At 59.2% G+C, this 14,630-nt stretch carries 11 protein-coding genes; 7 read left to right on the top strand and 4 right to left on the bottom strand.

Annotated elements, in window-relative coordinates:
* Positions 1 to 7: 7 nt before the first annotated feature.
* Together GA0061101_RS09580 and GA0061101_RS09575 are read right to left on the bottom strand one after the other, a co-directional pair.
* On the bottom strand, positions 8 to 994 hold the full coding sequence (locus tag GA0061101_RS09580; protein ID WP_037193131.1) for an ABC transporter permease: 987 nt from the start codon (positions 992 to 994) through the stop codon (positions 8 to 10).
* A gap of 86 nt (positions 995 to 1,080) precedes the next feature.
* The gene (locus GA0061101_RS09575; protein ID WP_047638528.1) at positions 1,081 to 3,024 is read right to left on the bottom strand and encodes an ABC transporter substrate-binding protein; all 1,944 of its coding nucleotides are present in this window, start codon (positions 3,022 to 3,024) and stop codon (positions 1,081 to 1,083) included.
* Positions 3,025 to 3,236: 212 nt separating this feature from the next.
* Between GA0061101_RS09575 and GA0061101_RS09570 the strand changes: the two genes are divergently transcribed.
* The 4 genes from GA0061101_RS09570 to GA0061101_RS09555 all read left to right on the top strand — a co-directional run bounded on the left by GA0061101_RS09570 (position 3,237) and on the right by GA0061101_RS09555 (position 6,734).
* The gene (locus tag GA0061101_RS09570; RefSeq protein ID WP_047638529.1) at positions 3,237 to 3,950 is read left to right on the top strand and encodes a FadR/GntR family transcriptional regulator; all 714 of its coding nucleotides are present in this window, start codon (positions 3,237 to 3,239) and stop codon (positions 3,948 to 3,950) included.
* A gap of 83 nt (positions 3,951 to 4,033) precedes the next feature.
* Positions 4,034 to 4,954, top strand: coding sequence for a dihydrodipicolinate synthase family protein (locus GA0061101_RS09565; protein ID WP_092573568.1), 921 nt, complete (start codon positions 4,034 to 4,036; stop codon positions 4,952 to 4,954).
* The gene (locus tag GA0061101_RS40745) at positions 4,954 to 5,436 is read left to right on the top strand and encodes an amidase family protein (protein ID WP_280951428.1); all 483 of its coding nucleotides are present in this window, start codon (positions 4,954 to 4,956) and stop codon (positions 5,434 to 5,436) included. The genes GA0061101_RS09565 and GA0061101_RS40745 overlap by 1 nt, the downstream gene beginning before the upstream one ends.
* Positions 5,437 to 5,600: 164 nt before the next feature.
* Positions 5,601 to 6,734, top strand: a complete 1,134-nt coding sequence (locus GA0061101_RS09555) for a flavin-containing monooxygenase (RefSeq protein ID WP_092573566.1) — start codon at positions 5,601 to 5,603, stop codon at positions 6,732 to 6,734.
* Between the two features lie 42 nt (positions 6,735 to 6,776).
* On the opposite strand, the gene GA0061101_RS09550 is transcribed toward GA0061101_RS09555, so the two are convergent.
* Together GA0061101_RS09550 and GA0061101_RS09545 are read right to left on the bottom strand one after the other, a co-directional pair.
* Entirely contained in the window at positions 6,777 to 7,403 is a 627-nt protein-coding gene (locus GA0061101_RS09550; RefSeq protein ID WP_081999524.1) for a class GN sortase, read from the bottom strand.
* Positions 7,400 to 9,658 carry a marine proteobacterial sortase target protein gene (locus tag GA0061101_RS09545; protein WP_047638532.1) on the bottom strand — a complete coding sequence of 753 codons (2,259 nt, stop codon included), beginning with the start codon at positions 9,656 to 9,658 and terminating at the stop codon, positions 7,400 to 7,402. Before GA0061101_RS09545 ends, GA0061101_RS09550 begins: the two co-directional genes overlap by 4 nt.
* Before the next feature lie 169 nt (positions 9,659 to 9,827).
* Between GA0061101_RS09545 and GA0061101_RS09540 the strand changes: the two genes are divergently transcribed.
* The 3 genes from GA0061101_RS09540 (at position 9,828) to GA0061101_RS09525 (ending at position 14,568) form a co-directional block, all read left to right on the top strand.
* Entirely contained in the window at positions 9,828 to 10,595 is a 768-nt protein-coding gene (locus GA0061101_RS09540) for a helix-turn-helix domain-containing protein (RefSeq protein ID WP_047638533.1), read from the top strand.
* A gap of 730 nt (positions 10,596 to 11,325) precedes the next feature.
* On the top strand, positions 11,326 to 13,143 hold the full coding sequence (locus tag GA0061101_RS09530; RefSeq protein ID WP_052224164.1) for a sensor domain-containing phosphodiesterase: 1,818 nt from the start codon (positions 11,326 to 11,328) through the stop codon (positions 13,141 to 13,143).
* A gap of 57 nt (positions 13,144 to 13,200) precedes the next feature.
* Positions 13,201 to 14,568, top strand: coding sequence for an LLM class flavin-dependent oxidoreductase (locus tag GA0061101_RS09525; RefSeq protein WP_047638591.1), 1,368 nt, complete (start codon positions 13,201 to 13,203; stop codon positions 14,566 to 14,568).
* Positions 14,569 to 14,630 lie beyond the last annotated feature (62 nt).

The following is a 14,630-nucleotide window of genomic DNA, read 5'->3' as shown; positions in this document are numbered from 1 at the left end:
GCTGCTCCTACTCCAACCGTATGCGGGGATCGACGAGAGCAAGCAGGATGTCGCTGATCAGCGACCCGACCAGCGTCAACGCGCAGATCAACAGCACGAAGGCGCCGGCGAGGTACATGTCCTGTGCCATCAGGGCCTGTAGCAGCAGCGGTGCTGCCGTCGGCAGGTTAAGGACGATTGCGACGACGACGGACCCCGAGATGAGATTGGGCAGCAGCCAGGCGATCGTCGAGATGAATGGGTTGAGCGCGATGCGCAGGGGATATTTCACCAGAAGCCTGAACTCCGACAGGCCCTTTGCCCGCGCCGTCGTCACATAGGGCTTCGGCAGCTCATCGAGCATGTTGGCGCGCATGACGCGGATGAGGCTTGCGGTCGACGAGACGGCGAGAATGATGACGGGCAGCCAGAGATGCGACAGCAGATCCAGCATCTTGGCGATGCTCCAGGGCGCGGTCTCGTATTCGGAGGAAAACAGGCCGCCCACATCCTGGCCGAATTCCACCGCGGCGACATACATCAGCACCAGCGCCAGCAGGAAAGACGGGATGGCAAGGCCGAGAAAGGTGAAGGCGGTGAAGAGGTAATCGCCGATCGAGTATTTCTTGACTGCGGAATAGACGCCGATCGGTAGCGCGATCGCCCAGGTGGCGATCAGGGCGGCGAGCGCCAGTATGAGCGTCAGCGCCATGCGCTCCCAGATGAGGCCGGAGACCGGTTGCTGCCATTCGAACGAAATACCGAAATCGCCGCGCGAAAGAATGCCCCACATCCATTTCAGATATTGGATAAGCATCGGCTGATCGAGACCGAAGCGTTCGCGCAGCTGTGCTGCCGTGTTCTGGTCGACGACCTCGTTCGAAGAGGCGAGGGTGGCGATATAGGTCGTCACATAATCGCCGGGCGGCAGCTGGATCAGCACGAAGGCGAGGAAGCTGATGGCAAAAAGGGATGGGATCATCCACAAAAGGCGTTTTCCGATGAAGACGAGCATAGCAATCTCTCGCATTGAGCGCGGTCGCAGGCAGCGCCGCACGAAGGAAAGCGCCGCCCACGGAAGGCGGCGCTTGATCAGTCCGATCAGCTGGTGAAGAAGAACTGCTGTGGCATGGCAGGTCCCGGATTGGGCCATGACCAGCTGTCCGGCTGCTTTTCCGGAACGTTGCGCAGATTGTTGCGGATGATGCCGAAGCCGCCGACGGCAAGGCAAAGCCCAACGGTTTCGAATTCATCTGCGGCGATGTCGAAGATCTGCTTCATGACGGCGCCGCGCTTATTGAGATCAGCCGTCGAGCGCGCTTCGTCGAAGAGCTTCATGCGCTTCTTCTGGCTTTCCGGCGGTTCTTCGCCTTGCTTGCCGTTCGAGGTGTACCAGACCGACCAAGGAATGGCGTAGCGCGAGCCTTGCGGATGGAAGGCGAAGAAATCGCGCGGATCGAGCATCGGATCGAGACCACCGGGTCCTGGCCAGACCTGGGCGTCATGGGCATTGTCGTCGCCGCGCGTGTAATACAGCGCCCGCTCGATCGTATTGACCTTCATGTCGACGCCGATCTGCGCCCAATGCGCCTTGACGAGTTCCAGCGCGTCGACAAGGTCGGGATAGAGGGTCGGAATGACGTCGACGGCAAAGAAGATCTTCTGGCCGTCGGGCCGCAGGCGAAAGCCGTTCGCATCCTTCTTGCCGTAGCCGGCCTGATCCAGCATGGCGCCGGCCTTGTCGGGATCGTAGTCGGTGAATTGACGTGCCAGCTTTTCATTGTACCAGGGATGCTCAGGCCGGGGGCCGGCCTGATAGCCCTGGCTCTGGCCGAAATAGACGATGTCGATTATCTCCTGCCGATTGATGCCGAGCGAGAGCGCCTGCCGGACCGATTTGTCGGCAAACATCTTGCGCATGGCCGGATCTTTGTGGGTGATGTTGAAGTAGATCTGGCACTGCTGCGAGGTCGAAGGGATCAAGGTTAGAAGGCGATAGTCGCCCTTCTTCATGTTTTGCGACAGCGTCGGCTTGTTCGCGAGCACACTGATATGACGCTCCTGAATATCGATCTTGCCGGAGATGACGTTCAACATCAGCGATTCCACATCCTGTGAGATGCCGAAGTTGATCTCATCGACATAGGGAAGCTGGTTGCCTGATGTATCGACCTGCCAGAAGTACGGGTTGCGGGTCATGACGACGCGTGTGGCGCCGCCGGTATAAGGTTCCTTGACGACCCAGGGATCGAGCGTCGGCTTGTCCGGATTGCCCCAGCGCGACGGGATCTCGATATCGCCGCAGCGGGCGCGGAAAAGTTCGGGCCAGCTGTTGGAACCTGCCTTCTTGGCGTCGTCAGCGACATTCGGATTGTATTTCGGCAGGAACTGGCTGCAATAGTGCTTGGGAAACAGTGTCGGATGCTGGCCAAGCGGGGTCGCCAGGTTTTCCAGATAGAGCGCATTTGGCGCCGCAAAGGTGAATTTCACCGTATAATCATCGATCTTCGTGACATCAACGGCCTTGCCGGCGACGGAGAGTTGTGCCGGCGTCGCGCTGTAAAGATCTGTGTTCTTGACGCAATCCTCGATCGCGAAAACGACGTCGTCGGCGGTAAACGGATGGCCGTCCGACCAGCGGACACCCTGGATCAGGTGGAAGGTGAACTGCGAGGCGTCGGCATTGACGTCCCAGCGTTCGGCAAGATTGGGCAGGACTTCGGTGAAATCGAGGTTCCAGCGCACCAGGCTCTGGTTGCCCACCATGCGCAGAATGCCGTTATGATCAGACGAGCCCCTGAGGCCGCGCCGCAGCGTGCCACCATAGGTTCCGACCTTTTCGTAAGGGGTGACGACCATGGGCTTTTTCGGCAGCCGGTCGGCGAGTGGCGGCAGTTTGCCTGCCTTGACCAGATCAGCCAGTGCCGGAGCTTCACCGCCATCGGCGGCGCTGACGCGGCCAGCTAAAGACAAGGCTGCCATACCCGCCATGCCTCCAAGAACAGCACGCCTGCTCACACCGCGAGACAATATCTTATCGCGCATCGAATCCCTCCCGTTGAACGCCGGCCCGACTTTGTCTGAACCGGCGCGACAAGCTCCCAACCCGTCGCAATGCACCGTCCTGGCGCAGCGGCACGACCATAAGTTCGTTCTCAGATAATTACAAGAGTTGACAGATATTTACAGATTATATAGCCCTAACGCGCAGGAAGTGCGCTATTGCTTGCCATCCGGCAACATCAAGAAGGACGATAATGACACTCTCGGTCGCCAACGATTCCAGCGCGGGCCCGACCCGTTTTGGCGACATCATCTACGAGAGGATCGTCGCCATGATCGCCGATGGCAAATTTCCGGTGAACGAGCGCTTGCCGTCCGAGGCCAAGCTTGCCGAAACCTTCGGCGCGTCAAGGCCCGTGGTGCGCGATGCGCTGGAGCGTCTGCGTGCCGACGGCCTGATCGTCTCTCGTAAGGGATCAGGTTCCTACGTTCGACAACGACCGGATTCGTCGGTGTTGAACATGGTGCCTGTGGGGTCGCTCGCGGATGTCCAGCGCTTCTTCGAATTCCGGGCAGGGCTTGAAGCGGAGGCAGCCGAGCTTGCCGCGCGCAATTGGCAGCCTGCCGATAAAGAGCGCATCACAGCGGCGCTCCAGAAGCTTGAGCAATGTCTTGGTGAAGGCAGGCTTGGTGCCGAGGAGGATCAGGGGCTGCACGATGCCATTGCGATCGCGACCGGCAATCAGTTTCACATTACCGTTCGCGAATGGTTCAAGCCGCATTTCGCCATCGGGCACTCTGTGACGCGCAGTCTGAGCCTCAAGCGCACGCCGGAGCAGATCCGCAGCGTGCAGGACGAGCATGCGGTGATCGTGGAGGCGATTTTCGCACGGCAGGAGGCCGAGGCCCATGACGCCATGAAGAGGCATATTTTGAATGCACGCGCCCGTATGTTCCAGGGCGTTTGATGGGATGTTCGAAGCGAGGAAGGTGAGGCGGTTGACGCCCCCTTAGAGCTTCGATTGACGATGAAGAGGTAAAGGGTAGGACCATGAGTATTGCAATCATGCGCCAGGCGCTGACCGGTGTGTCTGGAGTCCCCGTGACGGCCTATGATGGAAACGGCGAGGTGGAGCCACGCGTGACCGCCAAGGTCTATGAGCGGGTTGCCGTCGCCGGCATTCACAATATCGTCGCGGCTGGAAATACCGGCGAGTTCTATGCGCTGACGCCGGAAGAGATCCGCCGCGTCCACGAAGCTGCCATATCGGGCGTCGACGGCAAGGCGCCGGTGACGGCGGCGATCGGCCGCTCCCTGCACGAGGCGATCCGCATGGCCAAGGACGCGGCCGCGATCGGCGCCACCGCCGTCATGTCTCATCAGCCGGTGGACCCTTTCGCCGCCCCTGCTTCGCAGATCGACTATTTTCGCAACCTGGCGGAAGCCTCGCCGCTGCCGCTGGTCGCCTATGTCCGTGCCGACGGCTTCAGCGTCGACGACATGGTTCGCCTGGCCGGTCACGGCAACATCGTCGGCATCAAATTCGCCACGACGGATCTCATGCTGCTTTCAAGGGCGATTGCAGCTTCCGATCCGAACGGCGCGCTCTTCGTTTGCGGCCTCGCCGAAAGCTGGGCGCCGAGCTTTACGGCGGCGGGAGCGCGCGGCTTCACCTCCGGCCTCGTCAACGTCGCGCCGCGACTGTCGCTCGCAGTTCATGCGGCTTTGGCCAAAGGCGATTTCGCCGGTGCGCGCGCGATCGTCAACAAGCTCGAGCCCTTCGAGCGCATGCGCACGAAGTTCCGCAACGGCGCCAACGTCACGGTCGTCAAGGAGGCGGTCACCTATTCCGGCCTTGATGTCGGCCCAGTCCGCGTTCCGGGATTGCCGCGCCTCGACCAAAAGGATCGCGAGGAGTTGTTCGCGCTGCTTTGCGGTTGGCAGGAGACGGGCGATGCATTTACCCTCTAGTGCTTCGGGTTCCGCCGTTCATATGTTTGCGGCGTGCTGCATCAAAATCTGATTGCTCGTTCGATGATGCGCCGATCCCTCGGATAAGTGCAAACGCGTCAAGGGATTGGCCCTGCGCTGACTACGCGTCTTTTGACCGGGACTACAAGCGAGTGGAGCTGCTCCGCACCTCGATGTGGCGGGATATGGCAAAGCTTTTCGAAAGCTACGACGCGCTGCTGTGTCCGACCTGCTCGATCACCGCTCCACCATTGAACGAATGCGACGACGACTATGTCGCGACATTGCCGGACGGCAGCTTCGCGGGCCTTGATATGACCTGTCTATTCAACCTGCTGCCCCAGCCTCCCGCTCTATCGCTGCCTGCCGGACGCGCGTCCAACGGCTTGCCGGTCGGGCTTCAAATCGTCGGCCGACGCTTTGCGGACGAACAAGTCTTGTCTTTGGGCGCAGCAATGGAATCCTCTCTGTCACCGCCATGATCATTGGCGTCGTGTCCAGCCGCGATAGCTGATGCCGTGGACCTTGCCGGCGATCCGCACCGGGAGAGCACATTGCGCGGCGGTCATGGGAACCCCTGTCTGGTACTCAGACGATGATGTAGCCTCCGACGATGAGTGCAAGGACTCATACGGAGGAACTGTGCATGGCTATCGAGGAGACAATCATCATCGGTGCAGGCCCGGCGGGGCTGGCATGTGCCTCGGCACTTCGCGCAAAGAGCTGTCCTTCGGTCGTCCTTGAAGCCGCTGACAAGCTCGCAGCTTCGTGGCGAAGGCACTACGATCGGCTCCATCTACATACGGAAAAAAGGCACTCGGCACTTCCGGGAAGGCCGATGCCGACGGGTTTTCCAAAGTATCCGTCACGACTGCAGATCATCGACTACCTCGAGGACTACGCGCGTGCGAATGACCTTCACGTAATTGCTGGAAAGATGGTCACATGCGTTCGCAAGAAAGCGAATTGGATCGTCGAGACCGCGGACGGCGATGTACTCGAAGCGAGAACCGTCATAATCGCTACCGGACTGTCAAACTCGCCAGTCCGACCACACTGGACTGGCCAGGACACGTTCAAGGGGAATATCATCCACTCTTGTGAATACCGGAATGCGTTTGACCTCAACGCAGGTCGAATACTGGTGGTCGGCTTTGGAAACTCGGCGGGAGAGATCGCGCTCGAATGCGCCGAAGCGGGTCTTGAGGTCGCCATGTCGGTTCGCGGTCCGGTCAATATCGTTCCGAGGGAAATGTTCGGCGTGTCGACCGCGACAATCGCCATTGCTCAACAACACCTGCCGTACAGATTGGTCGATGCAGTCAATGCGCCTCTTCTGCATTTGCGCTACCGCGATATCGAGGGAATGGGGCTCACGCGCTCCAAGCAGGGACCTCTGACCACGATGATAGAGCGAGGCCGAACGCCCTTGATCGACATCGGTACGATTGCAAAGATGAGAGATGGCCGGATAAAGGTGTTCCCCAGCATCGAAATATCGGACGGTTCGAGCGTGCTCTTCACGAACGGCCAATCCGCGGAATTCGATGCGATTGTGCAGGCGACGGGCTACACGCCGTCTCTCGACACGCTATTGCCCGACCTGGCTGAACGACTTCCAGATGGGGGCAAGCCGGCAAGGAGCGAGCTACACCCGGCAAAGGATGGCTTGTATTTCTGTGGCTTCAATGCCGCCACAACGGGCCTCCTACGCCAGATAGGTATCGAGGCGCGGTTAATCGCGAACTCGATCGTCGAGACAAAGTCCGCGAGCATTTGATTGCGACATACGGCGTCGCCTCGACCCGTGCACGGCCTTTCTCTAGTCGACAGACGGCGCGGCAGTATGGTCAAGATCGGCATAAACCAGATAGCGCAGCGGACCCGATGTCATGGCATCGAAGGGAAAGCACGTCGTGAGAACGAGATGAACGCCGCGCGCGTTCGGGTCGATCTCAGCTTCATCCCAACGCGCGACGGCCATGCGGGTGACGCGGAACGTGAAAACCTGACCGTCACTGCGCGTGATGCGGATGCGATCGTTCTCCTTTATGTTTTTCAGGAAGGCGAAATGCGTGTCACGATGTGCGGCGTAGACCGCCGTGCCCTCCTCGCCCGCCTCCGGCGTATTGTCGAGATGGCCGGGACCGAAGGCCAGCGCCTGGCCGCTTGCACCCTTGAGCGCTATCGCGGAAGCTCCAAGCCGTGGAACCTTGATGCGAGCCACGGGCCAGGTGTCGGCCCAGCTCCAGGGTTTGACCGGCGAACCTGACGTGAGGGTTTGCGCAAAGGCGCGCTCCAGCAGGATCTGCGCAATACCCGCCTTGGCATATATCCATCCTCCCTGGGCCGCGAGGAACAGACCTGTCGCGATGAGGATGCATGCTGCGAAGGCGGAAAGGGAGCGCGCTGGCGCGCTCCCCAAGGCTTGGCGAGTACCGGTGTTCATGCTTTGCTCCTTCGTGACGCGCAGGCCAGAAGCGAAGCGCCGAGCAACAGAGTAAACAACCCTTGAAGAATGAGAAGCGTCGCGGGCGTTGCGGTCTGTGGCAGCGGAACATTCGCCGAAGCCGGTGCCGAGATCGCCTCGATGTCCGCATCGCCGTCGAGGCTGCGTGGCTTGTCGGCGGCCTGATGGCGCTTGGTGTCCACGTTCGCATCGCGGGTAGTCCCGATGCCGAGAAGCGTCTTGTAATCCCAGCCGGCGGGAAGCTGCAATGGAATGTTGGCCTCAGCCAGCGGTGCGTTTGTCGGGCGCAGACGCTTGGTATCGACCGCAACAAGGCTGGTCAGGCGCGTGACCAGGTGATGCTCCAGGGCCAGTTGAAGGATGCGCTTGTCGGCGTCTGCCTGCGTGATCTTGCCAAGGGTCTGATTGACCTCCGCATCATCGATCTGGCGACGCGCCCAGATCTTGGAAATGCCCTTGGCACTGCTTGCCTGGTCAAGCGGCAGCGAAAGTGTCCACGGACGATCGCCAACCATCCCGCTGACGGTCAAAGTGCCCTCTGCCTTCCCCACACGGGCAGCCAAGACAAGCGGTTCACCGTGATAGATATCGGGAAGGAGGCTCGGCGACAGGCTGACATTCTTTTCCGGAAAGACCGCCGCTATATCGGTGACGGCAGGGTTCTCCAGCTTGTCAAAGAGTGCGCGCATGCGTTCGTTCACCTCGGCCACTGATCCGATGTGGGTGAAGCTGCCGCGACCAAGTTCAGCGGCACGGCTCATCAGATAGGTGTTGGGCGCGGAGCCGATGCCGACCATGAAAATGCGCGAGCGTCCGCGCGATGCAGCGATCGCATCGAGAAGCTGCTGCTCATTGTTGACCTCGCCATCGGTGAGGAAAACGACCTGACGCAATCCGCCCGCCTGATGGCTGTCATCGAGCGCGGCATGGAGCGGCGGCAACATTTCCGTTCCGCCGGCAGCCTCCAGGCCGGTAACGAAGCGGCGTGCCGCGGCGACATTGTCAGCCGTCGCCATGACCGAATCCGGGAAGAACTTGGTCATCGTATTGTCGAAACGAATGACGTTGAAACGATCATTCGTTTCGAGCCGGGACAGAGCGTAGTCGAGGCTCGCCCTTGCCTGCTCGATGGAGGTACCGCCCATGGAGCCGGAATTGTCGATGACGAAGACCACTTCTCGGCCGGCCTTTTGCGGTGTCGTCACTGCCGGCGGCGTCACGTAGGCGAGCACGTAATCATCCTTGCCGACATGCTCGCGAAACAGGCCGACGCTCGGCACATTACTCGCGATGGCGTTCCATTCGAGCACGAAGTCGCGGTCGGCCGTCGCGTCACCGTCAAGAACGATCCGCCGCGCAGTATCGTTCAGCCTATCGATCTTGACCGTGTGGTAGAGGCTTTTGACATCGTCAACCGGAAAACCGGCATTGAGATTGATCTTCAGCGTGACAGAATTGGTGCGGTTGCTGCCCGGTGCCATCAACGGCGCAGAGACGGGCGTATCGGCGGAGTTGCGCGATGGGCTGTTCTCCGTCCGTCCCCAGCCGGCTTTCAGGTCAGCATGCTGTGTGATGGCAGAGGCATCCTGCGGGGAGTAACGCGGCGCAACGACCAGCGGAACCCGCAGGGAAAAGCGGCCATCCGTCAGGCGCACCGCCTGTTGATATTCGATCTGGACGACGACCTTTTCATGGGGACCTATGTTTGCGACCGTGTTGGTGAACACGTTCGGTCGCTGCTGCTCCACGAGAGCCGCCTTCTTGCCCTGCCTGCGGGCTTGCTCGTAGACGGCGCGCGCCGCCTGCTTTTCCTTGATGTCGGCGACAACAACCCGATTGCCGACGATCATCTTGAGGGAATAAACGGCACTATCTTCCGGAAGCGGGAAGACATAGAGGGCTTCGACCCACTTGTCGCTCGGGTTTTCGAAAGCCTGCGTCAGAACCGCCCGCGCCGTCGGACCATTGACGTCGATGTCGACATCGGTCGCAAGCCGCGGCGCCTCGACATACTGCCCGGCTTGCGTCGCCTGAAGGAGCAGGCTGCCTGCACCCACCTCGTTCGGCGTGACGAATGCTGCCGGCTGAGCATGTGACTCTAAGGGGTGCAGCAGCGCGAAGATGACCGCAAGCACCGGCAGCAGGATCGCATGGCTGAACCATAATAGCTGGCCGAATCTTGTGAGGACAGTCTCCCGGTGTCGGCGAGATGAAATGCTTAGCGAGGCTGACATGACAGGCTCCTTATTCGCTGTGGAATGACAGAAGCCATTGTGAATAAAGGCTATTTTCTTGCCAGCGTAAGCTTTGCCCTGTTTCGTCCGCATCTTGCCGTAAACGGTATTGTCGGTGGCGGGTATGTGTGGAATTGTGAAGAAAATTACGCAATCAGGAAATGAACGAATGGTCCAGGGCGACCCGTATTTGTCGGACAGTCAAAATAGTGCCGTGGCGGCGCGGGTTCGCGAAGAAATTGCCCGACGGCGCATTTCCAGGCAGCGCCTGGCCAACGATGCACGCATCAGTCTTTCGACATTGGAGAAGGCTCTTTCCGGACATCGCCCTTTCACGCTTGCGACCATCATTCGCCTGGAGCAAGCGATGGGCGTTGTTTTGCGCGAGCCGGCAGGAGCGCAGCCGGCATCGGGCAACGAGAAGTCCGGGCATGCCCCGGAAGAGCTTGGTGCCTATTCGCGTGCTTCGGTTTCATGGCTCGAGGGGGTCTATCTCACGCTTCGGCCATCCTTCGGGGATCAGAATGCGATTTTTGCCTATTGCACCGAGATCGCCTGGGATAGCGAAAGCACGCGCCTGAGTTTCAGGGAGCGCGAGCGCAGCGACGCCTCATTTTCACAGCAGGGCTCGGTATCGGTTCCGCATCTATCGGGGCATATCTATCTCGTCACGAATTCGTCCGGGCAGTATCGTATGGCGATATTGTCCCGCCCCAGCATCACCGGCGAGATGTTCGGTCTCCTGACGACGTTGCGCGCCGGGCAGGGCTCCCACCTCACTCCTGTCTCAACGCCACTGGCCCTGTTGCCGATATCGACCTTTGAGAAACCGTCCTATGGTCGCGTTTCGACCAGCGACCAAAATCACGCGGTCTATTCTTCCATTCTAAGCAAGGCTATCGCAGAGAAGTATGCGGGATTTGTTGCGCTAGCCTGAATCGCCGTATTTCGCGCATCAAAATAGAGAACCGCGGAGCCGGCAAGCGTTCGATGGGCGTCGCACGCGCCGCAGTCGTGATGTGTTCCGATGGCAGGATGCCAGCGGTTGTTTTCTGTTGCCGCTCGAATGTCTGTTTCGGAAAAATCATTGCCCTTGAACGGCAAGGGCTCGCTGGTCAGCTTGGCTAGGGCTATGGTCGGCAGAGACCGCCACGATCTCGGCGTTGAGCCGATGGAGCCAAAGATCCAGCTCACTTCCCCCTGCTCTCCGAGTCGGCTTTCAAGCACCATTGACGCTTCAAAGACGGTCGCCGCCGAGATCAGTTCTCGCGCACGGGTGCAGCGTTGCCGGGTAGGGCAGGGAGGCATCCAATAAAAAGCAAAAGCGGTCCAGTTTAGGGAAATAACTGGGCCGCCTTCTGCTGGACTGGAGGTTAATCAAATTCAGCACGCTAATAGTAAGCGTAGCTTAGCAAATGTCAACGGAGATAAAACAGCGGGATGTATCCGCGCATCGAGCATTGGACTCTATCGATCGTCGAGGGTCCTGCCCGGCAGTGCCGGATCCGTTGCTGCTGCTTGCATTGCCGAACATTTGGGCGTCTAGATCTCTCCTGTACCTTGTCGCACGAACGCTGAGAAACGAACGGATAGGTAGAATACTAACCTCTCGATCTACAGCGGCTTAAGGCTTTGGCTGTATTGGATTGTGTGGAGGAACGCCCCCGATGCTCGTCAAGCTGCAGAACCAAATACTTGAGATGATTGCTTCCGGTCGGCGACTGGATACCACGCTTGACCGTCTGTGCCGCCTGATCGAAGAGCAGGTTCCTGGTATCGCTTGTTCGGTCTTGCTCGTGGAGGACGGTGTAGTTCGTCCGCTCGCCGGTCCGAAGCTTCCGGCGGCCTATACGCGCGCCCTCGACGGTGTCGAAATCGGCCCAAATGTAGGCTCCTGTGGAACAGCCGCATATCTTGGGCGACCAGTGGCGGTCCATGACGTTTTCCTGGATGAAAAGTGGGAGGCGTTCAGGGATTTGATCGAACCGCTCGGCTATAGAGCGTGCTGGTCGAGCCCGATAAAGAAGAGTGATGGAGCCGTTGTTGGCACCTTTGCCTTTTATTATGAGGAGGCACGCGGCCCATCCAAGATGGAAGAGAAGCTCGTTGAAGCCTCGGTTCATCTCTGTGCCATTGCCATAGAGCGTCATACTCGAGCGATGGAGCGGCATCGGCTTGCCTACCACGATGTTTTGACCGGCCTGCCGAACAGAGCGGCCTTCGATCGCCATGCGAGCCAGACCACCCGAGACGGGCTGGGCCTCATACTGCTTGATCTCGATAATCTGAAATTTACGAACGACACCTTTGGCCATCGCGCCGGCGACGATTTGATCAAGGAAGTGGCAGTAAGATTGCGAGGCGTTGCCCACCGTCTGTTCCGCGTCGGAGGCGATGAGTTCGCAATTATATGCCGGGCCCGTAACGCCAACGACCTCAGGCAGGTAGCTGAAGCATGCCTCCAGGTTCTCAAGGCGCCGGCATGCTGCGGCGGGCACACCGTGCTGCCGCTCGCGACCGCCGGCGGAGCCTTGTGCCAGGCAGGCATGAGAATGGATGTTACGCGACATCAAGCGGACATTGCACTTTATCATGCCAAGGACGTCGCGAAGGGACTGTTTCAGATCTTCGACGATACGGTTGCAACGGCAATCACCGCCCGCTTTGACGCGATCCGTGATGTTACGCTCGCTCTCGCAGAGAACAGAATCGTACCGTTTTATCAGCCTGTCGTGGACCTGGAGACCGGGACGTTTGTCGGCGCAGAGGCGCTCTGTCGCATCAGACGGCCTGACGGAAGCCACGCATCAGCCGCCGAATTCTTTGAGGCGATGCATGATGCTCATATCGCCTCGGAAATCACGAGTCGCATGCTTGATCAGATGGTGTCCGATCTCGTCGGCTGGCGCAGGGGAGGCATTGACATCGGCCACATTGCCATCAACGTAACCGCGGCCGATTTTCAGGCAGGCGTTCTCAAGGAACGACTATTGCGTTTCGCTGATCGGGCCGGGCTTGAGCCGCAAAAAGTAATCGTCGAAGTGACGGAGACCGTCTATCTCGAACAAAGGGCGGAATCTATTCGCAACGCCATCATCGATCTGAGGGCGATAGGCTTCAAGATTGCTCTCGACGACTTCGGGACGGGATATGCGGCGCTTTCACACCTGTTGAAGGTCAAGGTTGACATCATCAAGATCGACCGATCATTCACCAAGCTAATGCAGAGTGACAACGGTGCTGCTGCAATCGTCGAAGGAATGGTCGGCATCGCACGACGTATGGATATCGATGTGATCGCAGAAGGTGTCGAGACATCTGTGGACGCTGCGCTGTTGAAAGAGATGGGATGCAAGCTGGCGCAAGGATATCTTTATTCGAAAGCCGTTGATGCCAAAACTTATGCAACGCTCTCCTTACCGGCAAACTCGGGCAATTGGCACCAGCCAACAAGACATAAAGCGAGCCGCTCCTCAAGACGCTAGCGATTGCCGAGAAGAGACCCGCGCCATGCGGCGATCCAGATCGGAATGACGGACAATATGGTGACCAAGAAGAAACAGATCCTGCTCAACGCCTTCAACATGAACTGCGTTGGTCACATCAATCACGGATTATGGGCTCACCCACGGGATCACTCCGATCACTATAAGACATTGAATTACTGGACCTCGCTCGCCACGACCTTGGAGCGCGGCCTCTTCGACGGCATATTCCTCGCCGACATACTCGGCGTATATGACGTCTACCAGAGCTCGGTCGATCTGACATTGCGCGAGTCCATCCAGCTGCCGGTCAACGATCCATTGTTGCTCGTTTCCGCGATGGCGGCGGTGACGCAACATCTCGGTTTCGGCGTTACCGTCAATGCCAGCGCCGATGCGCCCTATATCTTTGCCAGACGCATGTCGACGCTCGATCACCTGACGAATGGGCGCATAGGCTGGAATATCGTTACCGGCTATCTCGATAGTGCAGCGCGAGGACTGGGCCTGGACGCCCAAGTCGAGCATGACAGCCGCTATGATCGCGCCGATGACTATCTCACCGTCCTCTACAAGCTCTGGGAGGGTAGCTGGGAGGACGATGCGGTTCTGGCGGATAAGCAGAAGCGTGTCTATGCCGACCCGACAAAGGTCCATCCGATAGACCATCAAGGGCAATTCTATCGCTCACAAGGCTATCACCTCGCCGAGCCGTCGGTGCAGCGCACCCCGATTCTCTATCAGGCCGGTACCTCCGGTCGCGGTCGGCAGTTTGCCGCCCGTCATGCCGAATGCATCTTCATCACCGCGACCGACAAGAATGCGGCGCGCGCAACCACCCGCACATTGCGCGAAGCGGTCGCAGCTGCCGGACGAAAGCCTGACGACGTGAAGATATTTCTCGGCATGACCGTCATAACCGACCATTCTGCCGCCGCGGCGCAGGAAAAACATGCCGAGTATGTGCGCTACGCCAATCCGGAGGCGGGTCTTGCACATTTTTCGGCGAGCACGGGCATCGATTTCTCGCGCTACGATCTTGATGAGACCATCGCCTACGGAGCGTCCAACGCCAGCCAGTCGGCTACGCAAATCGCGCAGCAGCGCGGCTGGACGAAGCGGCAGCTGCTGCAAGAGCTCGCCATCGGTGGTCGCTATCCGGTTGTTGTCGGCGATGCCGCAACGGTCGCCGACGAGCTCTCGGCATGGATCGACGAGGGCGAAATCGATGGCTTCAATCTTACCCGCACCGTAGTGCCGGAAAGCTTCGAGGATTTCATCGATATCGTCGTGCCGGCCCTGCAGGATCGCGGTATCTACAAGACAGCCTATGCGGAAGGCGCGCTTCGGCGAAAACTCTTTAGCGAAGGCGACCGGTTGCCGGATCGGCATATAGGCGCGTCCTATCGCCGCCCCAGAGGGTAACACGCCAAGTTGGATCTGCCCGAAGCCAGACCCTTCGTGTTTGACAGAGCTCCCGATTGATG

Origin of the sequence: Martinezella lusitana (assembly GCF_900094565.1) — a bacterium.
GTDB classification, from domain to species: domain Bacteria; phylum Pseudomonadota; class Alphaproteobacteria; order Rhizobiales; family Rhizobiaceae; genus Rhizobium; species Rhizobium lusitanum.
Note: the sequence above shows the minus strand (reverse complement) of the source record. Positions and strands in the feature narration are given on the sequence as shown.